The sequence below is a fragment of the Mesorhizobium norvegicum genome (genome assembly GCF_004919685.1).
Lineage (GTDB): Bacteria > Pseudomonadota > Alphaproteobacteria > Rhizobiales > Rhizobiaceae > Mesorhizobium > Mesorhizobium norvegicum.
In genome coordinates this window covers 1-25,340 of the sequence record NZ_SMYZ01000080.1, presented here as the reverse complement: position 1 = coordinate 25,340, position 25,340 = coordinate 1, and the positions used below count along the sequence as shown (strand labels likewise).

The following is a 25,340-nucleotide window of genomic DNA, read 5'->3' as shown; positions in this document are numbered from 1 at the left end:
CGAGGCGGATGGCGCGGCCGATTCCGTTCATGCCGCGCAAGGCCTTGCCTCGCTCGAAAAGCGTTCGCGGCTTTTCGTCCGCAGCACGGAGCGTTCGTCACGTCCCCGCCGTGTACGCCGCGATCGCCGCCATATTGACGATGTCGCTGTCCTTTGCATTCAGCGACACGATCTGAACCGGCTTGTTCAGCCCGACCAGCAGCGGGCCGATCACCGTCGAGCCACCGAGTTCCTGCAGCATCTTGGTCGAGATCGAGGCCGAGTGGAACGCCGGCATGATCAGCACATTGGCCGGACCGGTCAGCCGGATGAAGGGATACTGCGCCATGGCCCGCGCATTGAGCGCGACGTCGGCGGCCATTTCGCCGTCGTATTCGAAATCGACACGACGCTTGTCGAGGATGCGCACCGCTTCCTGGACGCGTTCGGAGCGTTCACCCTGCGGATGGCCGAAGGTCGAATAGGCGAGCATGGCGAGCCTCGGCTCGTAACCCATGCGGCGGGCGAAGCCTGCGGCCTCCTCGGCGATGTCGGCGATCTGCTCGGCGTTCGGCATATCATGCACGGCGGTGTCGGCGACGAGCACGGTCTTGCCCCGCGCCAGCACGATCGAGACACCGATGACGCGGTGGCCGGGCTTGGCGTCGATGACGCGGCGGATGTCGTCGAGTGCTGTCGAATAGTTGCGGGTCACACCGGTGACGATGCCGTCGGCATCGCCCAGCGCCACCATGCAGGCGGCAAAGTGATTGCGATCGTTGTTGATCAGGCGCTGGCAGTCACGGAACAGGAAGCCTTTGCGCTGCATGCGCTCGTAGAGATAGTCGGTGTAGATGCCGTTGCGGCGCGACAGCCTTGCATTGATGATCTCGATGCCTTGCTTGTTGAGGTCGATGCCGGCGTGCTTGGCGTTTTCCTTGATGACGTCGTCGCGGCCAAGCAGGATGGCGGTGCCGAGCCGCTGGTTCACATAGGAGACGGCGGCGCGCATCACCTGCTCCTCCTCGCCCTCGGCAAAGACAATGCGCTTGGGCTGGCGGCGCACACGGTCGTAGATCCGCTGCAAGGTCGAGGCGATCGGGTCGCGGCGGGCGGACAGCTCCTGCGCGTAACGGTCGAGGTCGAGGATCGGCTTGCGGGCGACGCCTGAATCCATCGCGGCTTTGGCCACGGCAATCGGGATGGCCGAGATCAGGCGCGGGTCGAACGGCACCGGGATGATGTAGTTGGGGCCGAATTTCGGCCGGTTGCCCTGGTAGGCGGCGGCGACATCGTCGGGCACGTCCTGACGTGCCAATGCCGCCAGCGCGCGGGCGGCGGCGATCTTCATGTCGTCATTGATGGTGGTCGCCCGCACATCCAGCGCGCCGCGGAAGATATAGGGGAAGCCGAGCACGTTGTTGACCTGGTTCGGATAGTCGGAACGCCCTGTTGCCATGATGGCGTCGGTGCGGATCTCGGCCACTTCCTCCGGCGTGATTTCCGGATCGGGATTGGCCATGGCGAAGATGATCGGGTTCTTGGCCATCGACTGCACCATGGCGGTGGTCAGCGCGCCCTTGGCGGAAAGGCCGAGGAAGACGTCGGCGCCGTCCAGCGCCTCGGCGAGGCTGCGCGCCTCGGTCTTGACGGCATGCGCCGACTTCCACTGGTTCATGCCTTCGGTGCGGCCCTGGAAGACGACGCCCTTGGTGTCGCACAAAGTGATGTTTTCGGGCGCAAAACCCATCGCCTTCATCAGCTCGATGCAAGCGATGCCGGCCGCACCGGCGCCGTTGCAGACCATCTTCGTGGTCTTCATGTCGCGGCCGGTGATCTCCAGCGCGTTGATCAGGCCGGCGGCCGAAATGATGGCGGTGCCGTGCTGGTCGTCGTGGAAGACCGGGATGTCCATCAGTTCGCGCAGGCGCTGCTCGATGATGAAGCATTCCGGCGCCTTGATGTCCTCCAGATTGATGCCGCCGAAGGAGGGCCCAAGGAAACGCACGCAGTTGATGAACTCGTCGGCGTCCTCGGTGTCGACCTCGAGGTCGATGGAGTCAACATCGGCAAAGCGCTTGAACAGCACCGCCTTGCCTTCCATCACCGGTTTCGAAGCCAGCGCGCCGAGATTGCCGAGGCCGAGAATGGCGGTGCCGTTGGAGATGACGGCGACCATGTTGCCGCGCGTCGTGTAGTCGAAGGCACGGCTTGGGTCCTCGGCGATGGCCAGAACAGGGACCGCGACACCCGGCGAATAGGCGAGGCTGAGGTCGCGTTGCGTTGCCATCGGCTTGGTGGCGACGACTTCCAGCTTGCCGGGGCGGCCCATGGCGTGGAATTCGAGCGCTTCCTGCGCGCTGACGGACGGACCGTTGTTCTCGGTTTTCCTGGCCATGATGGTCTTGATTTCCTCGCCGATGCAGCACCTCGTTGAAGCGGGTGCTTTGTTTCGATCCGAATTAAGACCACGCGCCGCCGCGTGTAAACCGCCAGTGCTCGGGAATCGCTGTTCGTGTGGGCAATTGCGGACAACCGGCCATCACCGGTCGTCCCCCGTTTTTCGAAGCGCCGGCATTAAACCGCGCGATCACATCTGCTAGCGTGCCGCGCATGAACATGCACAGCCCGAACGAGCCAGACGCCCCCGAGGCGATGACACCGGTGCCGACCGCCCACGCCGGCGCCACGCCGATGATAGAGCAGTTCATCGAGATCAAGGCGGCGAACCCGGATTCGCTGCTGTTCTATCGCATGGGCGATTTCTACGAGCTGTTCTTCGACGATGCCGAGAAGGCGAGCCGGGCGCTGGGCATCGTGCTGACCAAGCGCGGCAAGTATCAAGGGCTCGACATTCCGATGTGCGGCGTGCCGGTGCATGCGGCCGACGACTATCTGCAGAAGCTGATCGGCCAGGGTTTTCGCGTTGCCGTGTGCGAGCAGATCGAGGACCCGACAGAGGCGAAGAAACGCGGCGGCAAATCCGTGGTGCGCCGCGACGTGGTGCGGCTGGTAACGCCTGGCACCATCACCGAGGACAAATTGCTGGCGCCGTCGGAATCGAGTTTTCTGATGGCGCTGGGGCGGGTGAAGGGTGGAGCCGATCACAGTTTCGCGCTGGCCTGGATCGACATCTCGACCGGCGCTTTTCGTGTCACGGACACCACCGCCGACCGGCTGCTGGCCGACATCTTCCGTGTCGATCCGCGCGAATTGATCGTCGCTGAGCCGGTGTTCCATGATCCGGAGTTGAAGCCAGTGTTCGACGTGCTCGGCCGCGTCGCCAGCCCGCAGCCGCCGTCACTGTTCGATTCGGCCTCGGCCACGGGACGCATCGCCCGTTTCTTCGATGTGGCGACGCCGGATAGCTTTGGCGCGTTTTCGCGTGCCGAACTGTCGGCGATCTCGGGCGCCATCGCCTATGTCGAGAAGACGCAGAAGGCCGAGCGTCCGCCGCTGTCGCGGCCCGAGCGCGAGGAACAGGGCTCGACCCTGTTCATCGACCCGGCGACACGCGGCAATCTCGAACTGCTGCGCACCCTGTCGGGCAGCCGCGAAGGCTCGCTGTTCAAGGCGATCGACCGCACGGTGACCGGCGGCGGCGCAAGGCTGCTCGCCGACCGGCTGATGGCGCCGCTGACCGACCCGGCGGCGATCGGCGCCAGGCTGGATTCGGTGTCGTTCTTCCGCTCCGAAACGCGGCTCTGCCAGGCGGCTCGATCGAGTCTGAAGAGCGTCGCCGACATGCCGCGCGCTTTGTCCAGGCTGGCGCTCAACCGTGGCGGTCCGCGCGATCTCGGCGCGCTGCGCGCCGGTTTCGAGGCGGCTGCTGCGATCGCCGAAATCTTTGCCGCAACCGCCCTGCCCCAGGAACTCGCGGCCGCACTCGCCGCCATCCATGCGCTGCCCCAGGCGCTGGCCCAGCATCTGACGCAGGCACTTGGCGACGAGCTGCCGCTGCTCAAGCGTGACGGCGGCTTCGTGCGCGGCGGCTACCATGCCGATCTCGACGAGATGCGGGCGCTGCGCGACGAATCGCGAAAGGTGATCGCCGGGCTGGAGCGCTCGCTGATCGACGAAACCGGCATCCGCTCGCTGAAGATCCGGCACAACAACGTGCTCGGCTACTACATTGAGGTGACCGCCAACCATCATGCGGTGATGACAGGCAGCGATGGCGCCAAGGCGCGCTTCATCCACCGCCAGACCATGGCCAACGCCATGCGCTTCACCACGACCGAGCTTGCCGAACTCGAAACCAAGATCGCCAATGCCGCCGACAGGGCGCTCAGCATCGAGCTTGCCGCCTTCGACGCGCTGACGACGGAAGCGGTCGGCGAAGCGGAGAAGATCCGCGCCGGCGCCGATGCGCTGGCCGTGCTTGATGTCTCGGCGGCGCTCGCGCTTTTGTCGGAAAGCGAAGCCTGGTGCCGGCCGGTGGTGGATTCGAGCCTTGCTTTCGAGATTGCGGGCGGGCGGCATCCGGTGGTCGAACAGGCCTTGCGCCGCTCCGGCGAAGGCCCATTCGTCGCCAATGATTGCGACCTGTCGCCGGAGGGCAGCGCCAAGAACGGCGCGATCTGGCTTCTGACCGGGCCGAACATGGGCGGCAAGTCGACGTTCCTGCGGCAGAACGCGCTGATCGCCATCCTGGCCCAGACCGGCTCGTTCGTGCCGGCGACATCGGCCCATATCGGTGTCGTCGACCGGCTGTTCTCGCGTGTCGGCGCCTCGGACGATCTGGCGCGCGGCCGCTCGACCTTCATGGTCGAGATGGTCGAGACGGCGGCAATTCTCAACCAGGCCGGTGAGCGCGCACTGGTGATCCTCGACGAGATCGGCCGCGGCACCGCCACTTTCGACGGCCTGTCGATCGCCTGGGCTGCGGTCGAATATCTGCATGAGAAGAACCGCTGCCGGGCGATCTTCGCCACCCATTTCCACGAAATGACCTCGCTGGCCGGCAAGCTGGCGCGGCTCCACAACGTCACCATGCGGGTCAAGGAATGGGAAAACGACGTCGTCTTCCTGCACGAGGTCGGCAAGGGTGCCGCCGACCGCTCCTATGGCGTGCAGGTAGCGAGGCTGGCCGGCCTGCCGGAAGCGGTGGTCGACCGGGCCAAGGAAGTGCTGCACCAACTTGAGGAAGGCGAGGTTTCCGGCAAGACAAACCGGCTGGTCGACGACCTGCCGCTGTTTTCAGTGGCGGTGAAGCGGGAAGCACCGAAGCCGGTCAAGAGCGACGCGCTGGGCGCGGCACTCGGCGATATCAATCCCGACGAGATGACGCCACGGGAGGCGCTGGAAGCGCTCTACCGGCTGAAAGGGTTGGCGGGGAAGCCCTAGCCTAACTCTCGCCTTTGACCTTTGGCCTTGACCCGACTGTACCAAACGGTACAATACTCGCCATCGCCTCACCGATGGGAGAATATGATGAGCCGTCCGCCGCTGCCGCCCTTCACCGCCGAGACCGCCGCGCAAAAGGCGCGGCTGGCCGAGGACGCATGGAACAGCCGCGACCCCGAACGGGTTTCGCTTGCCTATACCGAGGACAGCACCTGGCGCAACCGCGCCGAATTCGTCGCCGGCAGAAGTGAGATCGTCGGCTTCCTCACGCGCAAATGGGCGCGCGAGCTCGACTATCGCCTGATCAAGGAGGTCTGGACCTGGAACGAAAACCGCATCGCGGTGCGCTTTGCCTATGAATGGCGCGACGACAGCGGCCACTGGTTTCGCTCCTACGGCAACGAGAACTGGGAATTCGACGCGGCCGGCCTGATGCGCAGGCGCGTCGCCAGCATCAACGACCTGCCGATAGAAGAAAGCGAGCGCAAATATCACTGGCCGCTTGGCCGCCGGCCCGACGACCACCCCGGCCTGACCGAACTCGGCCTGTAAGGGCGCGCATGCGCAGGATCGCACCCGATCGCGTCGATCTGCTGGCCATCGTCGGCGAGGTCTTCCGCGAGCACGGCTATGAAGGGGCGAGCCTGGCGCTGATCGGCGCGGCGACGGGGCTGGGCAAGGGCAGCCTCTATCACTTCTTTCCTGGCGGCAAGGAAGAGATGGCGGCGGCCGTCATCGCCCATATAGACGGCTGGTTCGAAGAGAATGTCTTCCTGCCATTGCAGAACACAGCCGACCCGCATGCCGGCATCGAGCGCATGCTGGAGGCAACCGACAGCTATTTCCGCTCCGGCCGCCGGGTCTGCCTGATCGGCGCCTTCGCGCTCGACGAGTCCCGCGACCTTTTTGCCAAGGCGATCAAAAGCTATTTCGGCCGCTGGGTGGCGCATCTTGCCGAAGCACTGACCCGTAGCGGACACAGCCCGGCCAAGGCAGACGAACTCGCCGAAGAGACGGTCGGCGCCATCCAGGGCGCACTGACGCTGGCGCGCGCCTTCGACGACACAGCGGTGTTTTCGCGCGCGCTGCAACGGGCGCGGGCGGCGCTCGGCTAGGGTTTTTACAAGGGCTCGAATTTACAAGGGCTCGAAGCGGAAGGCTGTTTCGGTACGGGAAACCCTACCGACACCCGGTGAATCGAGATGCGCACCTGCGACGTAGCAGCCATTGCCAGCCGCAAGGCCCAGTATCTGCAGCCGGCTTGTCCTCGCCTGCTCCTGGTCGGCGTCGAATTCCCACGTGACCTCCGGTCGATCGAATTGAAGCGACGGCACATGCACGATGTCGCCCCAAATCAACAGCGTTTCGCCCTCGCTCATGACGCGGAAGCAGGTGTGACCGACTTCATGGCCAGGGGTGGCGATCGTCTCGATATGAGCGCTGACGCGCTGTCCAGCGTCGAAAGGCTGGGCCCGGCTGTGGAAGCGTTCCAGCCTCGCCTCTGCCCGGAACATGCCGAGCTCAAGTCGCGGGACAAGCAGGCGCGTGAGTTGCGGGAAGCCATCCCGACCATCGGCAAGGATGAGCCCGTGGATATGGTCGAGATGGGTGTGGGTGAAGGCAATTGTGCGTACCCGGTCGATGGCGATCTTCGCCTCGCGCAGCGCCTCGGGCAGATGCCCCATCGTCGGGTGCCAGGCGTTCGAAGCCCCTGTGTCGATCAGCGTGATTTCGTCGCCGTCATCGATGGCAAAGGCGTTGACGGATAGCCTGAGCGCGCCGTCAACGAGCGATACCTGCGATGGCAGGCTGTCGCCGAATACAATGTTTCCAGGCTGGCGCAGCCGCCTTGTTGGCATGTCGACATAACCGTCGCGCAGCGACGTGACCGTCATGGCTCCGATTTTGTACGCCGTGTGCCGATGCCCGGCTGAAATTCGTTCCAATGCTTGCTCGCTATTTGCCGCAGACTCTTTTCCGAAAACTGGTTCCCGCTTCGGGATCATGCCTCTCTAGATCATCTCCAGTCCGCGCTTGCGCGTTGGCGGCGGGAAGGCGCGGTCAAGTTCGGCGAGGTCTTCGCCGGTAAGCTTGATGTCCAGCGCCGCGACATTCTGGCGGACATGTTCCTGGCTGCTTGCCTTCGGGATGGCGATGACGCCCTCCTGATGCATCACCCAGGCCAGGGCGATCTGTGCCGGGGTCGCATCGTGGCGGGCGGCGACGGCGTCGAGCCTGGCATTGCGCGCCAACGCACCCTGCTCGACCGGCGAATAGGCCATCAAGGGGATGCCGCGTTGCCGGCTCCAGGGCGCCAGGTCGAATTCGAGGCCACGCCGGACCAGATTGTAGAGCACCTGGTTGGTCTGGACATTGCCGCCATCGGACAAGCCGGCCAGCTCTTCCATCTCGTCGGTGTCGAAATTGCTGACGCCCCAGTGGCGGATCTTGCCGGCCTTTTTCAGGGCCTCGAAGGCCGCGACCGTCTCCGTCAGAGGCACGCTGCCGGGCCAATGCAGCAGATAGAGGTCGATGCGGTCGGTACGCAGGCGCCTCAGGCTGTTTTCGCAGGCGCGCTGCACGCCCGCGCGCGAGGCATTGGACGGCAGCACTTTCGAGACCAGGAAGGTCCCGTCGCGGCGCCCGGCAATGGCCTCAGCCACCACCTCCTCGGCGCCGCCGCTGGCATACATTTCGGCGGTGTCGATCAGCGTGATACCGAGGTCGAGGCCGAGCTTGAGAGCATTCACCTCATCGGTACGACGGCTGATGTCCTCGCCCATCTTCCATGTCCCCTGACCAAGCACCTGAACGGCTTCGCCAGAGGGCAGTCTGGTGGTTCTGATGGTCGATGGCATGGCGGGCTCCAGTTGGGGCCGGATCGCATCACAGGCTGGGCGAGAAATCCAGAGGCGTTCTCGCTGCCTTGGCGCTTGCCGAAAGCTTACTTCACCGGATGAGCGACGAGCCAATCCTGCATCTGCTTGATCTCGGCTTCCTGCGCGGCGATGACGCCTTCGGCCAGCTTGCGGATTTCCGGATCCTTGCCGTTGGCGAGCTCGACCTTGGCCATGTCGATCGCACCCTGATGATGCGGGATCATGCCGCGGACGAAATCGACGTCGGCATTACCGGTGTATTCAGATGCCATCATGTCGGCATGCATCTTGTCCATCGCCGCCTTGTAGCCTTCGGTCGAAGGACTGGTCGCGTCCGTCGACATGCCGGCCATGTCGTGTTTCATCTCTTCGCTCTGCGCCGGGACGCTTTCTAGGAAGACGGCAAGCAGCATTCCGGCCGCCATCAGCAAAAGCACAAGTTTTTTAGCCAAGGTCATTCATGGTCTCCTGTTGGGTGGGTTTCGTATTTGGGGGCTTGGCTCAGAGTTTCAATGTTCTCAGCCGCAATGCGTTGGCGATCACCGACACCGAGGACAGGCTCATCGCCGCCGCCGCCAGCATCGGCGACAGAAGCGTGCCGGTGAGCGGATAGAGCACGCCGGCTGCGACCGGCACGCCAAGCACGTTGTAGAGGAAGGCAAAAAACAGGTTCTGGCGGATGTTGCGGATCGTCGCCTGAGCCAGCGTGCGTGCGCGCACGATGCCGTTGAGGTCGCCCTTGACCAAAGTGATGCCGGCGCTTTCGACGGCGACATCGGCGCCGGTGCCCATGGCGATGCCGACATCGGCGGCGGCAAGAGCCGGTGCGTCGTTGACGCCGTCGCCGGCCATGGCAACGCCCTTGCCCTTGGCGCGCAGCTCATCGACGAGCGCTGCCTTCTGTTCCGGCAGCAGGCCGGCGCGAACCTCATCGATGCCAAGGCTTCTGGCGATGGCGTTGGCCGTGCGCTCATTGTCACCGGTCGCCATGATGATCCTCAAGCCGCTGTCATGCAGCGCCCTGATCGCCTCGGCCGTCGTTGCCTTGATAGGGTCGGCGACGGCGACGAGGCCGGCCAGTCTGTTGCCGACAGTGACGAACATCGCCGTCTTGCCATCGGTCTGCAGCGCCTCGGCCCTCGCTGAGATGGATGCGATATCGATGCCAAGATCCGCCATCATCGCGGCATTGCCGAGGGCTACCCGCTTTCCCGATACGGTGCCGGACACGCCCTTGCCGGTGACTGCCTCGAAGCCGCTGGCCTCAGCTACGGTCACGCCGCGCGCAGCAGCGCCGTCGACGATGGCCTCGGCCAGCGGATGCTCCGACCCCTTCTCCAGACCGGCGGCAAGCGCCAGCAATTCGTCCTCGGAAAAACCATTTGCCGCAACGACATCGGTCAGTTTCGGCCGGCCTTCGGTCAGCGTACCCGTCTTGTCGACGATCAGCGTGTCAACGGAAGCGAAGCGTTCGAGCGCGGCGGCCTCCTTGATCAGCACGCCGGCATGCGCCCCGCGTCCCGTGGCGGTCATGATCGACATCGGCGTGGCGAGGCCGAGCGCACAGGGACAAGCAATGATCAGCACCGACACCGCCGAGACGATGGCAAATATCAGGCTGGGCTCGGGTCCAAACACCGCCCAGGCGATGAAAGCAGCAATCGCGACAAGGACGACAGTCGGGACAAAGTAGAAAGAAACGCGATCGGCCAACCCTTGAATCGGAGCGCGCGAGCGCTGCGCCTTGGCGACGAGCTCGACGATTCGCGCCAGCGTCGTCTCGGCGCCGATCCGCTCGGCGCGCATGATCAGCGAACCGTTCTTGTTGAGCGTGCCGCCGGTCAAGGCATCGCCCTCGGCCTTCTCGACCGGCAGCGGCTCGCCTGTGATCACCGATTCGTCGATCGAGGAACGGCCTTCCAGCACCGTGCCGTCGACCGGCACGGCGTCACCGGGGCGGATGCGCAGGCGATCGCCGGCCTTGACCGCGTCGAGCGGCACATCGCTTTCGGAGCCGTCGGCTGCCATCAGCCGCGCGGTCTTCGGCGCGAGATCAAGCAAGGCGCGGATTGCCGAGCCGGTCTTCTCACGGGCGCGCAGCTCCAGCACCTGGCCAAGGAAAACCAGCGCGACGATGACGGCGGCAGCCTCGAAATAGACCGGCACCGCACCGCCGTGGCCGCGGAACTGATGCGGGAAAATGTCGGGAAACAGCGTGGCGACGACGCTGTAGAGATAGGCAGCACCGACACCGAGCGAGATCAGCGTCCACATGTTGGGGCTGCCGTTGACCAGCGACTCCCAGCCGCGGTGAAAGAAGGGGAAGGCGGCCCAAAGCACCACCGGACTTGCCAGGACCAGCTCGATCCAGACCTTCGTCCGGTCCTCGACCAGGCCTTCAAACGTCAGGCCGATCATGGGCGCCATGGCGATGATCAGAAGGGGGACCGACAGGACAGCGCTCACCCAGAGCCGCCTGGTGAAATCGACCAGCTCGGGATTTGGCCCTTCATCGCCCGTCGGCACCCCCATCGGCTCCAGCGCCATGCCGCATTTCGGGCAGGATCCTGGCTTGTCGCGGATGATTTCGGGATGCATCGGGCAGGTGTATTGCGTGCCCTTGGGCATCGGCTTTGGTGCCGGCCTGTCGCCGAGATATTTTTGCGGCTCCGCCTCGAATTTCGCCTGGCAAGCGGCGGAGCAGAAATAGAAGCCCTGACCTTCGTGGCGGGCAAAGTGCCTGGCTGTCGCGCGATCGACACTCATGCCGCAGACCGGATCGGTGGCCGTCAGGAATTCTTCCGGCTCGGCAACGAACTTCGTGCGGCAGCCCTGGCTGCAGAAATGATAGAAATGGCCGTCATGCTCGGCCGTCGGCTTGCCGGCGGCCGGGTCGACGATCATGCCGCAGACCGGATCGCGAACAACGGCCTTCGCGGCAGGCGCGGCGCCTTTTGCCGAGCAACAGCTGCCATGCGCGTGATGATCGTGATTGGAATGCGTCATTCAAAAATGCCTCGATGGATCGGTGTGTGACGCGGAGATAGGGCTTCCAGTAACTGGAAGGTCAAGGGATAAAATTTTCTCATTTCATGGCGTAGCGCGTGCTAATAAGCCGCCGCTTCTTCCAACCCCAAATGCATCGATCCTGTTAGAAAGAAGAAAAAATCATCCCATTCGACCACCGCGGAGAGCTCGTCCTCCCGCCCCATACCCAGCGCCGCGAAAACGCGCTATAGACGCCGCCGAAAAGGCAAGGCCGACCTGGACATATGGCAAGAATCTCCCTGAAGCTCGACGAACTGATCGACGGCGAAGCCTTGCGCCGCGAGATGACCGCGCTGACCGCGGCCACGGCGGGCGACGGTTCCGGACAGGCCGCGCGCAGCGGTGTGCTCCAACTGCTCAAGGGGCGGCTGGCAGAGGGACGCGCCATTGCCGAGCGCATGCTGCGGGAGGATGGCGGCGGCAGCGCCTGCGCGGCGCGGCTGTCGCATCTCATGGACGAGATCATCCGGGCGCTCTACGATTTCGCCGTCACGCATGTCTACCGGGTCAAGAACCCGTCTTCGGCGGAGCGCATGGCCGTCGTCGCTGTCGGCGGCTACGGCCGCGGCACGCTGGCGCCCGGGTCCGACATCGATCTGTTGTTCCTGCTGCCCTACAAGCAGACGCCGTGGGGCGAACAGACCGTCGAATACATGCTCTACATGCTGTGGGATCTGGGGCTGAAGGTCGGCCACGCCACCCGCAACATCGACGAATGCCTGCGCCTGTCGCGCACCGATGTCACCATCCGTACCTCGATCCTCGAAGCGCGTTTCCTGTGGGGCGACGAAAAACTCTATGACGAACTGATGCTGCGCTTCGACCATGAGGTGGTGCGCACGACCGGCCCCGAATATGTCCAGGCCAAGCTTGCCGAACGCGACGACCGCCATGCCAAGGCCGGTGAAAGCCGCTATCTCGTCGAGCCCAACGTCAAGGACGGCAAGGGCGGCCTGCGCGACCTGCAGACGCTGTTCTGGATCGGCAAATATTTCTACCGGGTGCGCACCGGCGAGGAGCTGGTCGACAAGGGCGTCTTCACCGAGGGCGAATACCGGGAGTTCCAGAAGGCCGAGGATTTCCTGTGGGCGGTACGCTGCCACATGCATTTCCTCACCGGAAAGGCCGAAGAACGGCTGCATTTCGACATCCAGCGCGAGATCGCCGAGCGGCTGGGCTACACCACGCACCCCGGCCTGTCGGCGGTCGAGCGCTTCATGAAGCACTACTTCCTCGTCGCCAAGGATGTCGGGGACCTGACCCGCATCTTCTGTGCCGCGCTCGAGGAAGAGCAGGCCAAGCACGTGCCGGGTTTCAACCGCATCTTCCTCACCTTCTCGCGGCGCAAGCGCAAGCTTGCCGGCACCTCCGACTTCATTGTCGACAACCACCGCATCAACATCGCCGACGACCAGGTGTTCGAGCGCGATCCGGTCAATCTTTTGAGATTGTTCTGGTTCGCCGACAAGCACGGCCTGGAATTCCATCCCGATGCGCTGAAGCTGCTGACCCGCTCGCTCGGCCTGGTCAACAAGTCGCTGCGGCGCGACGAGGAGGCCAACCGGCTGTTCCTCGACATCCTGACGTCGGACCGCAATGCCGAACTCAATCTGCGGCGCATGAACGAGGCCGGGCTGCTCGGCAGACTGATCCCGGATTTCGGCAAGATCGTCGCCATGATGCAGTTCTCGATGTACCACCATTATACGGTGGACGAGCACCTGATCCGCTGCATCGGCGTGCTGGCCGAGATCGAGCGCGGCGACGGCGAAAAGATCCATCCCCTGTCGCACACGCTGATGCCGGGACTGAAGAAGAGCCGCGAGGCGCTCTATGTCGCCGTGCTTCTGCATGACATCGCCAAGGGCAGGCCGGAGGATCATTCCGAGGCCGGCGCCAGGATCGCACGTCGCATCTGTCCGCATATGGGGCTATCGCCAGCCGACACCGAAACCGTGGCGTGGCTGGTCGAGAACCACCTTGTGATGTCGATGACGGCGCAGACCCGCGACCTCAACGACCGCAAAACCATCGAGGATTTCGCCGCGATCGTACAGTCGGTCGAGCGGCTGAAGATGCTTTTGATCCTCACCGTCTGCGACATCAGGGGCGTTGGACCCGGTGTCTGGAACGGCTGGAAGGGCCAGTTGCTGCGCACGCTCTACTACGAGACCGAATTGCTGCTGACCGGCGGGTTTTCGGAAGTGTCGCGCGCCCAGCGCACGGCGGCGGCGCGCGAGCGTCTGGCCGAGGCGCTTGCCGACTGGCCGGACAAGGCCCGCAAGCGCTATGTCGGCCAGCACTACGAGAATTACCTTTTGACCGTCGATCTCGCCGACCAACTGCGCCATGCCGAGTTCATCCGCGAGGCGGATGTGGCGGGCAACAAGCTCGCCACCATGGTCAAGACCCACCAGTTCGAGGCGGTGACCGAAATCACCGTGCTGGCGCAAGACCATCCCCGTCTGCTGTCGGTCATCGCCGGGGCTTGCGCCGGAGCCGGCGGCAACATCGTCGACGCGCAGATCTTCACGACGTCGGACGGCCGCGCACTCGACACCATCCTGATCTCGAGAGAATTCGACCGCGACGAAGACGAGCGCCGACGTGCCGAACGTGTCGGCCGGCTGATCGAGGACGTGCTGTCGGGCAAGAGCTGGCTGCCGGAGATGATCGAGAAGCGCACCAAGCCGCGGCGTGGCGCCAAGGTGTTCAAGATCCCGCCACGCGCCGAAATCCGCAACACGCTCTCCAACCGTTTTTCGGTTATCGAGGTCGAAGGCCTGGACCGGCCGGGGCTCTTGTCGGAGATCACCGGAACGCTTTCCGACCTGTCGCTCGACATCGCATCGGCCCACATCACCACCTTCGGCGAAAAGGTCATCGACACCTTCTATGTCACCGATCTCACCGGCCAGAAGATCGACAGCCCGGCCCGCATCGCCACCATCCGCAACCGGCTGATGGCGACGCTCGAAGGCATCGTGCCCGAACGCGGCGGCAAGGCCAGGGCGACGGCTGCCGAGTGACCGCCACCATCACTTTGTCCTTATCCTGTAGGCAGTCTCCAAACGCATGAGCCTCGTCAAAAAATTCGCAACGGTCGCTTCCGGCACGCTGATGAGCCGCGCGCTCGGTTTCGGCCGCGAGATGCTGATGGCGGCCGCACTCGGCACCGGACCGGTCGCCGACGCCTTCAACGCCGCCTTCCAGTTTCCCAACACCTTTCGCCGGCTGTTTGCCGAAGGCGCCTTCAACGCCGCTTTCGTGCCGCTGTTCGCCAAGGAGATCGAGACCCACGGCACCGACGGCGCCAAGCGCTTTTCCGAGGAAGTGTTCGGCGTGCTGTTCACGGCGCTGCTGGCGCTGACCATCGTCATGGAACTGTCGATGCCGCTGATCGTGCGCTATCTGGTGGCGCCGGGTTTTGCCAGCACACCGGGGAAATTCGACACCACGGTGACGCTGGCGACGATCATGTTCCCCTATCTTATCTGCATGTCGCTGGGCGCCATGATGGCGGGCATGCTGAATTCGCTGCGCCGCTACTTCGCCGCCGCCGTGGCGCCGGTGTTCCTCAACGTCATCCTGATCGGCGTGCTCGGCTATGCCTGGTACAAGGGCTCCGACGCCCTTACAGTCGGCTACGGGCTGTCCTGGGGCGTGCTTGCCGCCGGATTGGTGCAGCTAGCGATCGTCTGGGTGGCGGTGCGCCATGCCGGCATCTCGATCGGCTTCCGCCGTCCGAAAATGACGCCCGCCGTCAAGCGGCTGTTGATCCTGGCGCTGCCGGCGGCGATCACCGGCGGCATCACCCAGATCAACCAGTTGATCGGCACGGCGATCGCCTCGGCGCAGAACAGCGCGGTGTCCTCGCTCGCCTATGCCGACCGCATCTACCAGCTGCCGCTCGGCGTGGTCGGCGTGGCGGTGGCGATCGTGCTGTTGCCCGAGCTGTCGCGGGCGCTGAAGTCGGGCAATCTGATCGAAGCGGCCAATCTGCAGAACCGCTCGGTCGAATTCACGCTGTTCCTGACCTTGCCGGCGGCGGCGGCACTCTGGGTGATGTCGGAGCCGATCGTGCGGCTGGTCTATGAGCGCGGCGCATTTGCCGCCAACGGCTCGACGCCGACAGTGGCGGCGATCCTGGCGATCTTCGGCCTCGGCCTGCCGGCCTTCGTGCTGATCAAGGCGTTCACCCCAGGCTATTTCGCCCGCGAGGACACGCGCACGCCGATGATGTTTGCCGCCATCTCGGTGGCGGTGAACGTCACCACGGCGCTGACGCTGTTTCCACGGATGGGCGCGCCCGGCATTGCGGTGGCCTCGGCCGTCGCCGGCTGGGTCAACGCGCTGATGCTGCTCGGCGTCTTGATCCGGCGCGGCCACTGGGGCCGCGACGTGCCGCTGATGAAACGCATTCCGCGGCTGGTGCTGTCGGCGGTGGTGATGGGCGCGGCGCTCTATTTTGCCGAGCACTGGTTCGCCATCAGGCTCGGGCCGGGCTCGCCGCTGATGGTCAAGGCGACGACGCTGCTGTCGCTGGTTGCCGGCGGAGCGCTGCTCTATTTCATCACCGCGTTTGCCACCGGCGGCGCCGATTTCGGCATGATCCGGCGCAACGTCAGACGGAAGGGATCGCCGCCGACTAGGGAACAGTCTCCAGATCCGTGAGACTGACTGTCGCGCCCCCCGTCGATAAGCATCAGTCTTCGCCAGACAACTCGTCGTAGACCGAGCGCGGCAGCGGTTCGCCTGCCTGCTCGCTAAGTCTGATTCCGAATTCGGCCCGAAGCCGCACCGCTGTCTCCAGCGGCGTCTCGCGGTCGCGGCGGCGCTTGAGCGCTTCCTCGTCGTTAACGGTCGCAGGCATCCTATTTTCTCATCTGGATCATATGCGGGACACGTCATCATACATGTCGATGTCGGCGCCGCCCCTCATTGCCCTGCCGGGCATTTCTCCCCGTAAACGGGGAGAAAGTAGCTGAGCGCGACGACGGCGCTCCCCTGCCAACGCTGGCGAGTGGCGAAACCGGCGATGATGGCGTCTTTCTCCCCGTCTCTATACAGGGAGAAATGTCCGGCAGGACAATGAGGGGCGGCGCCAACCTGTCATGGCGAGAGACAGGCGCAACAAGCGATGCCAGCAACATGAACAACCAGTCCGACCTTCAGCGGTCGCTGTGCGGCGATCGCCAACCGCCCCTTGATCCGCTCCACGCCTTCGTCCATAAGCGCGCCGTCGAAAGACTTTCGCCGCGCGCGAAACGGCCCTCCACAAGCCATGAGGACAATCATGACCGCCTTCAAGCCACTCGTCTTTTCCGGTGTCCAGCCGACCGGCAATCTGCATCTTGGCAACTATCTCGGCGCCATCAAGAAATTCGTCGCCCTGCAGGACACGTCCGATTGCATCTATTGCGTCGTCGACCTGCATTCGCTGACAGCCCAACTCGTCCATGAAGACCTCGCCGACCAGACGCGGTCGATCACCGCGGCATTCCTGGCCTCGGGCATCGACCCGAAGAAGCACATCGTGTTCAACCAGTCGCGTGTCATGCAGCATGCGGAGCTTGCCTGGATCTTCAATTGCGTGGCGCGCATCGGCTGGATGAACCGCATGACGCAGTTCAAGGACAAGGCCGGCAAGGACCGCGAGAACGCATCGCTCGGGCTGCTCGCCTATCCGAGCCTGATGGCTGCCGACATTCTGCTCTATCGTGCCACCCACGTGCCCGTGGGTGAGGACCAGAAGCAGCATCTGGAGCTGACCCGCGACATTGCGCAGAAGTTCAACAACGACTTCTCAGACCGCATCGCCGCCCTTGGCGTCGGCGTCGAGATGCAGGTCGGCGAAGAGACCGTGAACGGCTATTTCCCGCTGACCGAACCGGTCATCGGCGGGCCGGCGGCGCGCATCATGTCGTTGCGCGACGGTTCCAAGAAAATGTCGAAGTCGGACCCTTCGGATCTGTCGCGGATCAACCTGACCGACGACGCCGACGCCATCTCGAAGAAGATCCGCAAGGCCAAGACCGACCCGGAAGCGCTGCCGAGCGAGCTGGACGGCCTGGCCAACCGGCCCGAGGCGGAAAACCTTGTCGGCATCTATGCGGGTCTCGCCGAGATGTCGAAGGCGGATGTGCTCAAGGAATTCGCCGGCCAGCAGTTTTCGGTGTTCAAGCCGGCGCTGGCCGACCTTGCGGTGGAAAAGCTGGCGCCGATCGCCAGCGAGATGCGCCGCATTTCCGACGACCGTGCCTATGTCGACGCGGTGCTCAAGGACGGCGGCGAACGCGCCAGCGTGCTGGCCGAAGCGACGATGAAGACGGTGCGCGACATCATCGGGCTGCTGCAGGGCTGATCCCAACGTCGGGTGCACGCACCAACACAGACACAAGGCCGGCGGCTTGCCGCCGGTCCGCCGCAGTGGCAGATTGCGGCCGAAATGGCATCGAGTAGATAGACATGGTCTCCAAACGCCTCAGCCGCGAAGCCGGCCATCGCCGCAAGTTCCTGGCGATCATCGACGACACGCCGGAGTGTGAGCGCGCCGTCGCCTACGCCTCGAAGCGGGCGCAGAGCACCAGCGGCACGCTGGTGCTGCTCTATGTCATCGAGCCGGATGATTTCCAGCATTGGCTGGGTGTCGAGAAGATCATGCGCGAGGAGGCGACCGCCACGGCGCGCGCAGCACTCGACACCTATGCCAACAAGGTGCGCCAGAAGCTTGGCATCGAGCCGGAGATGGTGGTGCGCGAAGGCAAGCCGACGGAAGAGATCCACAAATTGATCGAAGAAGACCAGGACATCGCCATCCTGGTGCTGGCCGCCGGTGCGGGCAAGGAAGGCCCAGGGCCGCTGGTCGGCGCTGTCGCCGGCAAGGGTGCCGCCTTCCCGATCCCGGTGACCGTCGTGCCGCAGAACCTGTCGGACGAGGAAATAGACAGTCTAGCCTGAGGTGTATTGATCTTCAGGTGATGCCGGCTTGCAAATGGCTGATACCTGCGCTTCCGGTGCTCACGTACCAAAGTACGCTCCGCTCCGGTTCTCGGACACCACCATTTTCGGCTCGGCCTGACCTGAATCTCAACACACCTCAAAGTGTGGTAAGAGCCGAAAAAACATTCCGCCAGCCAGCCGTTCCGGCGATGCGTTTCGCTTGAATGTCCAGCCAATAGAGCCTATTTAGAATTATTCCAAACTAGATGCCCGAAATGGGCACGGAGATGGCCATGTTCATCCAGACCGAATCGACGCCAAACCCGGCGACGCTGAAATTCCTGCCCGGCAAGGAGGTGCTTCTGGAAGGCACCGCCGATTTCCGCGATGCCGACAGCGCCGCCGTTGCCTCGCCGCTGGCTGGCCGGCTGTTCGAGATTGCCGGCGTCACCGGTGTTTTCTTCGGCTATGACTTCATCACCGTGACCAAGGACGGCCCCGACTGGCAGCATCTGAAGCCGGCGATCCTCGGCGCCATCATGGAGCATTTCATGTCCGGCGCGCCTGTCATGGTCAAGGCCGGCCCAGCCGCCGAGACCAGCCAGACCGGCGAGTTCTACGACAAGGCCGACGAGGAACTGGTCATCACCATCAAGGAACTGCTCGATACGCGGGTGCGCCCGGCGGTCGCCCAGGATGGCGGCGACATCACCTTCCGCGGCTTCGAGAACGGCACGGTGTTCCTGCACATGAAGGGCGCCTGCGCCGGCTGCCCGTCATCGACGGCGACGCTGAAGCACGGCATCCAGAATCTCCTGCGCCACTTCGTGCCCGAGGTGCAGCAGGTCGAACAGGTCTCCTGACCGTTCAGCTTGCCGTCTTGCCGGCTAACAAATTCCATCGCAAAAAACAAAAAACCGGGCCAAATTGCCCGGTTTTCTGTTTGGGACGTCCGTTGTTGCCTAGACGGTCCGCGTACGAAAGCTGCCTCTATCTGATCATGATTTTGCCGAGAACCGGTACCGGTTTCTCGGCATCATGATCTAAAGAACAATGACCTTGGCGCCGACCGAGGCGCGGTCATAGAGGTCGATAATGTCCTGATTCATCAGGCGGATGCAGCCTGACGACATTGCCTTGCCGATCGAATTCCATTCCGGGCTGCCATGCAGGCGATAACCCGAATCACCGCCCTTGTTGAACAGGTACATGGCGCGCGCGCCGAGCGGATTCTTCAGGCCAGGCTCCATGCCGTCGGCAAACTTTTCCAGTTCGGGCTGGCGCTGGATCATCTGCCTCGGCGGCGTCCAGGTCGGCCACTCGCGCTTCAGCGCGATATGGGCGGTGCCGTGCCACTCGAAACCCTCGCGACCGACGCCGATGCCGTAGCGAATTGCCCTACCGTCACCCTCGATGAAGTAGAGGAACTTGTTCTGCGTATCGACGATGATGGTGCCCGGCTTTTCCGGGCTGTCGTAGTTCACTTCCTGCCGATGGTACTTCATCGGCACTTTCTCGATCGGGATGCGCGGCAGCTGGTAACCGGCGTCGGTGACCGCGCCATAGTCGTTGGAAAATATCTGCGAGCCGATGGTGCTGCAACCGGCGATAGCAGTGGAAAGCGCCAACGCGGCGACGATTGCAAACGACTTCATGCGCATCAGGTGATCCGGTGCCCCAACTTCGGCGGCACGAGTCGGCCGCTTTCTCATCATCATTCATGCTGGCATTTGCTTTGCTTGCCAAGCGCGCGATGCCTATATGCCGGAGTCGACGTGCTGGTAAGCGTATCACTATGGCATTTCGGCAACAGCCCTCACAGGATTGTGAAGGAAATTCAAGGGGCCACGTCCGCGGGCCCCCTGAGAATCGAGGAGAACCGTCATGAACGTCGGTGACGCCGCCCACCGCTCCGGCCTACCGGCCAAGACCATCCGCTACTATGAAGAGATCGGCCTGATCGCTCCAGCTCGCGCCGCCAACGGCTACCGCGACTATTCCGGAGAGGACATCCACCGGCTGGCCTTTCTGCGCCGCGCGCGCAATCTCGGCTTTTCCATCGACGATTGCCGCCAGCTGATGGCGCTCTACCAGGACCGCAGCCGCGCCAGCCACGACGTGCGCGAGATCGCCGCCGCCCATGTCACGGCGATCGAGGAGAAGGTGCGCGAGTTGCAGTCGATGCGCTTGACCCTGCAGAAACTGATCCATGCCTGCCACGGCGACGAAAGGCCGGATTGCCCGATCCTTGATGACATGGCGGGCGCGGCGTTGCTCAGCGACAAGGGCGCCTCGGCGCCCGCATAAGGACCGTACGCCGACGAGGCCGATTTATCGAAGGGATGACCCCAAGAAACAGGGGGCTATGACCTGTTGGGGCCTGCGGCTTCGGTCAAACCGGGCAGCCTGAAACGCACACGATTGCCGTGACGGTCGTGAGCCTTTCGCGCTTCACCAGCTTCGGTCGTTCATATGTCTTCTTCATGAAGTGTCCCCTGATCGCCCAGGGGGTGCATTTGGGCGCGCGGATTGTCAAGCAGGCGCTAAAAAGCCCGTCACCGCCGGCACGACAGTTCAATTGACACAATTTTCTTCGGCATCTGTGCACGCCAACCTGCCGCTCTATGTCTTCCTTGTCGCAATGATCAACGGCGGAGGTTTGGCATGGATCGGCGATTGTTTCTGACTGGAATGCTTGGACTGGTAGGCGCTGCGGCGGTGGTCGCTGTTGCGCGTCCCGCCACCGCGTTGGCCGGCATCCCGAATTCGGGACCCGGCATTCTCGATGAACTCGACAGACCGTCCGACGATATCCTCGACCAGGATGGTCCTGATCTGCAAGACGGCATCGAGCCCGTGCGCTGGTATCGCAGGAGGCGCCGTCGCCATTGGAGACGGGTTTGCCGTCGCTACTGGCGCCACGGTTACTGGCGCCGCAGATGCTTCCGCAGATCCTTCTGGATCCGCTTCTGACGAGAACCGGCAACGCGAAGGCTCCGGTATTTGCCGGGCCTTCGTTGTCGCCATCAGCTAGATTTCCAGCCAAGGAAAAAGGCCCGCCACCGTCGGGCAGCGGGCAGGTTCTGGAGTGCCAGGGGATCAACCCAGCATTGGTCAACGAGCGGGCCATGGGTTGGTTGCAAACGCCACACGGGCCTCGACTGGAAGGGAGCGGCCCGGTAGCCTTTCCTTTGGGTGGACGGCTACCGGGCCTGACCGGAGCGGGGTGTGATGGGGGAGCTCCGGCTGCCTCCCAAAATATCACTTTCTAATTATATTCGCTCTAGCTAATTTAATGAAAGCGGCCATGCACCAGCTGGAGCTGGCCAGCGCCATCACGGGAAAGTGAACGTGACGTCGCTGTAGAGTTCTGATCATTGGATGCCTCCCATTAAAGGAGGTTTCTCTCATGCCCGCTTATGCCATTCTTGCTTTGGCTATTATCGGTGAGGTCGTCGCAACGAGCGCTATGAAAGCCTCAGAGGGCTTCACCCGGCTTGGCCCGTCGATATTGGTGTTGCTCGGTTACGCGGCGGCATTTTTCTTTCTATCCCAGGTCCTGGATCGGATACCGGTCGGCGTCGCCTATGCAATATGGGCGGGCGGCGGCATTGTTCTGGTCGCGTTGGTCGCCTGGATTGTCTATGGGCAAAGACCCGACCTAGCAGGCTTCGTCGGCATGGGCCTGATCCTGGCTGGCGTATTGGTTCTAAACCTGCTGTCCAAAACGAGCGCCCATTAATTTGGGCCGGGTTTGTCAGGTGCGCGTTACCCGGTCAGGCCGACCGTTGGCGCAAGAGCGCCGGGAAGCGGCGGCGGCGTTTGTGGCCGCTGCAGTGCCTGTTCGCGCTGGTGATGGTGTCTCTGGCCGCGCTGGCCACGGCAAGTCCAGGCAGCCTCGAAGCCGTCGCGGATCCTGCCCACCGGTTGGCTGGGCGGCAAGTCCAGTGGCGCATCCGGCACGAGCAACATCAAAGGCAATATCAGCATCAACACCGGGGAGCACATTTACCATGTCCCCGGCCAGGAGCAATAATGGGAGACGAGGATAAGCCCGCACCATGGTGAGCGCTGGTTTTGCTCGGAGACGGAAGCACGCGCCGCAGGCTGGCGTAAGGCGAGGCGATAGGTCATTACGTTGCGGCAATCAATATATGCTGATTGACTAAAATGAGGAACATCCAACAAACATATGTGGAACCTTTGCAGTCCTCCCAGACCTTTGCGCGTGGAGCGCAAGACTTTAGTCCCGCCGTCTTACACCACATAAGGCTGGCCTCTACGGGGTCAAGGCCTTCTACGACTGTGTAGGGACTTCAGCCTTAATTGAGTAATCTCTAATGTATCTACAGCTTAGGCAATGCGGGGGACGATCCCAATCGCCAAAGCCTAATCCCGCGATGGCCGGTGCCTACTCAACCCCTAGCATACCCCAGCACCGGCCATCCTTTTGGGCATATATCGAGCTTGGCTAGCATAACGGAACGTCCAGTGGACATTCGCGGAAACGTCAGACCTTGGTGAGGCGCAAGACTTTGGTCCCGCTGTCTTGTAGTTAACAACGGAAGTTGATCGGCGCGACACATCAAGTCGATTTGCGCTGACGATCTCTTTGTTTTTCGAGGAACTGCTTGGCGTGTTCCGCCCAATCAGCCGCCGTGACTTTGTGCTCCTGAACGGACTTTCTGAAAGCCTTGCGCAGAGCGTCAAGGTCAAAGGCCCACATTTGTTCGCCTTCGGTGCTGTTCGATTTTGCGTCGCTCGTCCCCATGGAAGCGACGGTAAGCACCGCAAGTTCAATCTTTCAAGGATCAATGCCTGACTTCTTTTGGGTATATCCGGGTATGTCAAATATACAATGGCCGGTCGATAAGGGCCTCCTGGGTAGCGCCTAGCGCTTCGGCGGGCCCTGGTAGAGATACCGGATTGGCAACGCTATGAGGGCGAATGAAATTCCGATGAGTAGAAACCAATAGGGGTACGGGTCTTGGACCCGATCAAGGACATGCCAGCCACCGCCGTGCTTTGGGATGGTGGCTTTCCCAGCCCATAGCCAAAAGCCAATGAAAGCGCCCCCAACAAGCACCTGTGCGATCAAAAGACCCTTGAGGACCGCGTCCGCAGTTTTACTTCTTTCGGCCATAAGTGCCCCTGTAAGCGCGCGGCTAAGGCGTACCTGCGCAGCCTGGCTTGTCAAATACGTATGGGTGCCGACTTCAGGTATATATTCCTATTTAACATTGAGTTTGTCAACCGGATAATCGCCTGCATAAAACAGGTTCAAACCGTGAACAAAATCTGGCATGGTGCCCGCCATGCCGATCATTTCCCCTATCCCGATCAACCCGCTCATCGACGGTCGCCAGTCCGAACGCGCCATGCTGGTGCGGCGCGGCGTGCAGCGGCTGCTGATGGACATGGGCGCGCATGTGCTGCCCGAGCTGTCGCTGGCCACCGGCCGCCGCGCCGACCTCGTCGCGCTGACCCGGCAGGGCGACATCTGGATCATCGAGATCAAATCCTCGATCGAGGATTTCCGGGTCGACCGCAAATGGCCCGACTACCGGCTGCACTCCGACCGCTTCTTCTTCGCCACCCATCCCGGCGTGCCCTCCGAAATCTTTCCCCAGGAATGCGGCTTCATCCTCTCCGACGGCTACGGCGCCGAGATCCTGCGCGACGCGCCCGAACACCGCATGGCGGCGGCAACGCGCAAGGCGCTGATGTTGCGGATCGCGCGCGCCGGCGCCTCTCGGCTGCTGGCGGCGGAACTCGCCGGCGTGTCGGTGCCGGCACTGGAGGGTGAGAGCGAGTAGGTTTTCGCCTTACTCCGAGTAGGTTTTCGCCCTACTCTTCGCCCTCTTCCACCCCACCAACCGCCGGCGCCATCAAAAGCACGGCAGCACCGAGGATGGCGGCGATGAAGGAGCCGGCGAGGATGCCGACCTTGACCGCGTCCTGCAGCGCCACATCACTGGCGAAGGCGAGCAGGCCGATGAACAGGCTCATGGTGAAGCCGATGCCGCACAGCAGCGAGATGCCGATCATGTGCGACCAGCCGGCATTGGCGGGCAGGTCGGCAAGACCGAACCGGATGGCAAGTGCCGAGGAGCCGAACACGCCGACCAGCTTGCCGACAACCAGGCCGGCGGCGACACCCAGCGTCAACGGCTCGATCAATGCGCCAAAGCTCAGGCCGGCGAGCGAAACGCCGGCATTGGCAAAGCCGAAGATCGGGATGACGACAAAGGGCACTATTTTGTGCAGGCCGTGCTCGAGCCGGTGCAGCGGCGAATGGTCGAGATCGTGGCCGATCCCGGCGGAGCGTTCGAGCGGGATGGTCAGCGCCAGCGCCACACCGGCAAGTGTAGCATGGACGCCGGATTTCAGCACCAGCACCCACAGGATGACGCCGAGCACGAGATAGGGAACCAGCGTCATCACCCGCATGCGGTTGAGCACGACGAGCACGGCAATGACGGCGAAGGCAGCACCCAAATAAGCGAGCGACAGGCCGCTGGTGTAGAAGATGGCGATGATGATGACGGCGCCGAGATCGTCGATGATGGCAAGCGCGGTGAGGAAGACCTTCAGCGAGGCTGGCACGCGGCTGCCGAGCAGCGACAGCACGCCGAGCGCGAAGGCGATGTCGGTGGCGGTCGGGATCGCCCAGCCGGACAGTGCCGCCGTATTGTTGCGGTTGATCGCGACATAGACCAGCGCCGGCACCAGCATGCCGCCGGCGGCGGCAATGCCGGGCAGGACGCGTCGCGGCCAGGTCGAGAGCTGGCCGTCCAGCACCTCGCGCTTGATCTCCAGCCCGACGAGCAGGAAGAACACCGCCATCAGCCCGTCATTGACCCAATGCGAGACGCTGAGCGGGCCGAGATAGGCATGGAGCGCGGAAAAGTAGGTTTCGGCGAGCGGCGAATTGGCAACGATCAGCGCCAGGGCGGCGGCCCCCATCAGGATGATGCCGCCGGCCGCCTCGCCATCGAGGAATTCGCGGAAGACGGAAACCGGCCGCTGCTTCAAGTCTTGCATGTCGCCTCCGTTAAGCAGCTAATTTCGACTTTGCCGCATTACCCTTTTTACAGGCGTTTGCGCTGCCCCTCACCTGCCTGCCGGCATCCTCTCCCCGTATAG

General features: G+C 63.2%; 21 protein-coding genes and 1 pseudogene. 13 read left to right on the top strand and 9 right to left on the bottom strand.

Annotation, left to right across the window (positions count from 1 at the left end; genetic code table 11):
* Positions 1 to 97: 97 nt before the first annotated feature.
* On the bottom strand, positions 98 to 2,377 hold the full coding sequence (locus FCU66_RS30015; protein WP_136617429.1) for an NADP-dependent malic enzyme: 2,280 nt from the start codon (positions 2,375 to 2,377) through the stop codon (positions 98 to 100).
* 215 nt (positions 2,378 to 2,592) lie between these two features.
* Here FCU66_RS30015 and mutS point away from each other — a divergent pair, with 215 nt between their 5' ends.
* The 3 genes from mutS (at position 2,593) to FCU66_RS30000 (ending at position 6,440) form a co-directional block, all read left to right on the top strand.
* On the top strand, positions 2,593 to 5,325 hold the full coding sequence (gene mutS / locus FCU66_RS30010; RefSeq protein ID WP_136617430.1) for a DNA mismatch repair protein MutS: 2,733 nt from the start codon (positions 2,593 to 2,595) through the stop codon (positions 5,323 to 5,325).
* An 87-nt stretch (positions 5,326 to 5,412) separates the two neighbouring features.
* Positions 5,413 to 5,877 carry a nuclear transport factor 2 family protein gene (locus FCU66_RS30005; RefSeq protein ID WP_136617431.1) on the top strand — a complete coding sequence of 155 codons (465 nt, stop codon included), beginning with the start codon at positions 5,413 to 5,415 and terminating at the stop codon, positions 5,875 to 5,877.
* Positions 5,878 to 5,885: 8 nt separating this feature from the next.
* Positions 5,886 to 6,440 (top strand): TetR/AcrR family transcriptional regulator, encoded by a 555-nt coding sequence (locus FCU66_RS30000; RefSeq protein WP_136617432.1) that lies wholly within the window; start codon positions 5,886 to 5,888, stop codon positions 6,438 to 6,440.
* Between the two features lie 21 nt (positions 6,441 to 6,461).
* Here the strand turns inward: FCU66_RS30000 and FCU66_RS29995 are convergent, their stop codons facing one another.
* From FCU66_RS29995 to FCU66_RS29980, 4 genes are all read right to left on the bottom strand, one after another.
* The gene (locus FCU66_RS29995; protein WP_246094088.1) at positions 6,462 to 7,220 is read right to left on the bottom strand and encodes an MBL fold metallo-hydrolase; all 759 of its coding nucleotides are present in this window, start codon (positions 7,218 to 7,220) and stop codon (positions 6,462 to 6,464) included.
* A 117-nt stretch (positions 7,221 to 7,337) separates the two neighbouring features.
* A complete protein-coding gene (locus FCU66_RS29990) occupies positions 7,338 to 8,183 on the bottom strand; it encodes an aldo/keto reductase (protein WP_136617434.1) in 846 nt (281 codons plus the stop codon).
* Positions 8,184 to 8,269: 86 nt separating this feature from the next.
* Positions 8,270 to 8,662, bottom strand: coding sequence for a CopM family metallochaperone (copM, locus tag FCU66_RS29985; protein WP_136617435.1), 393 nt, complete (start codon positions 8,660 to 8,662; stop codon positions 8,270 to 8,272).
* A 43-nt stretch (positions 8,663 to 8,705) separates the two neighbouring features.
* On the bottom strand, positions 8,706 to 11,210 hold the full coding sequence (locus FCU66_RS29980; RefSeq protein WP_136617436.1) for a heavy metal translocating P-type ATPase: 2,505 nt from the start codon (positions 11,208 to 11,210) through the stop codon (positions 8,706 to 8,708).
* 266 nt (positions 11,211 to 11,476) lie between these two features.
* Here FCU66_RS29980 and FCU66_RS29975 point away from each other — a divergent pair, with 266 nt between their 5' ends.
* Together FCU66_RS29975 and murJ are read left to right on the top strand one after the other, a co-directional pair.
* Positions 11,477 to 14,281, top strand: a complete 2,805-nt coding sequence (locus FCU66_RS29975) for a [protein-PII] uridylyltransferase (RefSeq protein WP_136617437.1) — start codon at positions 11,477 to 11,479, stop codon at positions 14,279 to 14,281.
* A gap of 46 nt (positions 14,282 to 14,327) precedes the next feature.
* Positions 14,328 to 15,926: a murein biosynthesis integral membrane protein MurJ gene (murJ, locus tag FCU66_RS29970; RefSeq protein WP_136617438.1), complete on the top strand. Its 1,599-nt coding sequence runs from the start codon at positions 14,328 to 14,330 to the stop codon at positions 15,924 to 15,926.
* A gap of 31 nt (positions 15,927 to 15,957) precedes the next feature.
* On the opposite strand, the gene FCU66_RS41360 is transcribed toward murJ, so the two are convergent.
* The gene (locus FCU66_RS41360; protein WP_168991827.1) at positions 15,958 to 16,125 is read right to left on the bottom strand and encodes a hypothetical protein; all 168 of its coding nucleotides are present in this window, start codon (positions 16,123 to 16,125) and stop codon (positions 15,958 to 15,960) included.
* A 423-nt stretch (positions 16,126 to 16,548) separates the two neighbouring features.
* Here FCU66_RS41360 and trpS point away from each other — a divergent pair, with 423 nt between their 5' ends.
* The 3 genes from trpS (at position 16,549) to FCU66_RS29955 (ending at position 19,057) form a co-directional block, all read left to right on the top strand.
* Positions 16,549 to 17,616 (top strand): tryptophan--tRNA ligase, encoded by a 1,068-nt coding sequence (gene trpS / locus FCU66_RS29965; RefSeq protein WP_136617439.1) that lies wholly within the window; start codon positions 16,549 to 16,551, stop codon positions 17,614 to 17,616.
* Positions 17,617 to 17,720: 104 nt separating this feature from the next.
* Positions 17,721 to 18,212 (top strand): universal stress protein, encoded by a 492-nt coding sequence (locus FCU66_RS29960; protein ID WP_056590042.1) that lies wholly within the window; start codon positions 17,721 to 17,723, stop codon positions 18,210 to 18,212.
* 275 nt (positions 18,213 to 18,487) lie between these two features.
* Positions 18,488 to 19,057, top strand: coding sequence for a NifU family protein (locus FCU66_RS29955; RefSeq protein ID WP_136617440.1), 570 nt, complete (start codon positions 18,488 to 18,490; stop codon positions 19,055 to 19,057).
* A gap of 180 nt (positions 19,058 to 19,237) precedes the next feature.
* Here the strand turns inward: FCU66_RS29955 and FCU66_RS29950 are convergent, their stop codons facing one another.
* Positions 19,238 to 19,855 (bottom strand): L,D-transpeptidase, encoded by a 618-nt coding sequence (locus FCU66_RS29950; RefSeq protein WP_136617441.1) that lies wholly within the window; start codon positions 19,853 to 19,855, stop codon positions 19,238 to 19,240.
* A 223-nt stretch (positions 19,856 to 20,078) separates the two neighbouring features.
* On the opposite strand from FCU66_RS29950, the gene cueR reads away from it, so the two are divergent.
* The 4 genes and pseudogenes from cueR (at position 20,079) to FCU66_RS42685 (ending at position 22,323) form a co-directional block, all read left to right on the top strand.
* Entirely contained in the window at positions 20,079 to 20,501 is a 423-nt protein-coding gene (gene cueR / locus FCU66_RS29945; protein ID WP_136617442.1) for a Cu(I)-responsive transcriptional regulator, read from the top strand.
* Between the two features lie 357 nt (positions 20,502 to 20,858).
* Positions 20,859 to 21,167 carry a protamine-2 (modular protein) gene (locus FCU66_RS29940; RefSeq protein WP_136617443.1) on the top strand — a complete coding sequence of 103 codons (309 nt, stop codon included), beginning with the start codon at positions 20,859 to 20,861 and terminating at the stop codon, positions 21,165 to 21,167.
* A gap of 436 nt (positions 21,168 to 21,603) precedes the next feature.
* On the top strand, positions 21,604 to 21,936 hold the full coding sequence (locus tag FCU66_RS29935; RefSeq protein ID WP_136617444.1) for an SMR family transporter: 333 nt from the start codon (positions 21,604 to 21,606) through the stop codon (positions 21,934 to 21,936).
* Positions 21,936 to 22,323, top strand: a pseudogene (locus FCU66_RS42685) (sunset domain-containing protein). Before FCU66_RS29935 ends, FCU66_RS42685 begins: the two are co-directional and overlap by 1 nt.
* Positions 22,324 to 22,779: 456 nt before the next feature.
* On the opposite strand, the gene FCU66_RS29925 reads toward FCU66_RS42685, so the two are convergent.
* Positions 22,780 to 22,983, bottom strand: coding sequence for a hypothetical protein (locus tag FCU66_RS29925; RefSeq protein WP_136617445.1), 204 nt, complete (start codon positions 22,981 to 22,983; stop codon positions 22,780 to 22,782).
* A 526-nt stretch (positions 22,984 to 23,509) separates the two neighbouring features.
* Here FCU66_RS29925 and FCU66_RS29920 point away from each other — a divergent pair.
* On the top strand, positions 23,510 to 24,010 hold the full coding sequence (locus FCU66_RS29920) for an MmcB family DNA repair protein (RefSeq protein ID WP_050580417.1): 501 nt from the start codon (positions 23,510 to 23,512) through the stop codon (positions 24,008 to 24,010).
* A 31-nt stretch (positions 24,011 to 24,041) separates the two neighbouring features.
* Here FCU66_RS29920 and nhaA read toward each other — a convergent pair whose 3' ends face one another.
* A complete protein-coding gene (nhaA, locus tag FCU66_RS29915) occupies positions 24,042 to 25,238 on the bottom strand; it encodes a Na+/H+ antiporter NhaA (protein WP_136617446.1) in 1,197 nt (398 codons plus the stop codon).
* Between the last annotated feature and the right edge of the window lie 102 nt (positions 25,239 to 25,340).

Excerpts from the sequence above, each read along its gene's own strand:
- FCU66_RS29995 (WP_246094088.1), bottom strand. The coding sequence starts at position 7,220 with ATGACGGTCACGTCGCTGCGCGACGGTTATGTCGACATGCCAACAAGG.
- FCU66_RS29990 (WP_136617434.1), bottom strand. The coding sequence starts at position 8,183 with ATGCCATCGACCATCAGAACCACCAGACTGCCCTCTGGCGAAGCCGTT.
- copM (WP_136617435.1), bottom strand. The coding sequence starts at position 8,662 with ATGACCTTGGCTAAAAAACTTGTGCTTTTGCTGATGGCGGCCGGAATG.
- FCU66_RS29920 (WP_050580417.1), top strand. The coding sequence starts at position 23,510 with ATGCCGATCATTTCCCCTATCCCGATCAACCCGCTCATCGACGGTCGC.
- cueR (WP_136617442.1), top strand. The coding sequence starts at position 20,079 with ATGAACGTCGGTGACGCCGCCCACCGCTCCGGCCTACCGGCCAAGACC.
- nhaA (WP_136617446.1), bottom strand. The coding sequence starts at position 25,238 with ATGCAAGACTTGAAGCAGCGGCCGGTTTCCGTCTTCCGCGAATTCCTC.
- murJ (WP_136617438.1), top strand. The coding sequence starts at position 14,328 with ATGAGCCTCGTCAAAAAATTCGCAACGGTCGCTTCCGGCACGCTGATG.
- trpS (WP_136617439.1), top strand. The coding sequence starts at position 16,549 with ATGACCGCCTTCAAGCCACTCGTCTTTTCCGGTGTCCAGCCGACCGGC.
- FCU66_RS29980 (WP_136617436.1), bottom strand. The coding sequence starts at position 11,210 with ATGACGCATTCCAATCACGATCATCACGCGCATGGCAGCTGTTGCTCG.
- FCU66_RS29950 (WP_136617441.1), bottom strand. The coding sequence starts at position 19,855 with ATGCGCATGAAGTCGTTTGCAATCGTCGCCGCGTTGGCGCTTTCCACT.
- FCU66_RS29935 (WP_136617444.1), top strand. The coding sequence starts at position 21,604 with ATGCCCGCTTATGCCATTCTTGCTTTGGCTATTATCGGTGAGGTCGTC.
- FCU66_RS41360 (WP_168991827.1), bottom strand. The coding sequence starts at position 16,125 with ATGCCTGCGACCGTTAACGACGAGGAAGCGCTCAAGCGCCGCCGCGAC.
- FCU66_RS30015 (WP_136617429.1), bottom strand. The coding sequence starts at position 2,377 with ATGGCCAGGAAAACCGAGAACAACGGTCCGTCCGTCAGCGCGCAGGAA.
- FCU66_RS30005 (WP_136617431.1), top strand. The coding sequence starts at position 5,413 with ATGAGCCGTCCGCCGCTGCCGCCCTTCACCGCCGAGACCGCCGCGCAA.
- mutS (WP_136617430.1), top strand. The coding sequence starts at position 2,593 with ATGAACATGCACAGCCCGAACGAGCCAGACGCCCCCGAGGCGATGACA.
- FCU66_RS29960 (WP_056590042.1), top strand. The coding sequence starts at position 17,721 with ATGGTCTCCAAACGCCTCAGCCGCGAAGCCGGCCATCGCCGCAAGTTC.
- FCU66_RS30000 (WP_136617432.1), top strand. The coding sequence starts at position 5,886 with ATGCGCAGGATCGCACCCGATCGCGTCGATCTGCTGGCCATCGTCGGC.
- FCU66_RS29975 (WP_136617437.1), top strand. The coding sequence starts at position 11,477 with ATGGCAAGAATCTCCCTGAAGCTCGACGAACTGATCGACGGCGAAGCC.
- FCU66_RS29955 (WP_136617440.1), top strand. The coding sequence starts at position 18,488 with ATGTTCATCCAGACCGAATCGACGCCAAACCCGGCGACGCTGAAATTC.
- FCU66_RS29940 (WP_136617443.1), top strand. The coding sequence starts at position 20,859 with ATGGATCGGCGATTGTTTCTGACTGGAATGCTTGGACTGGTAGGCGCT.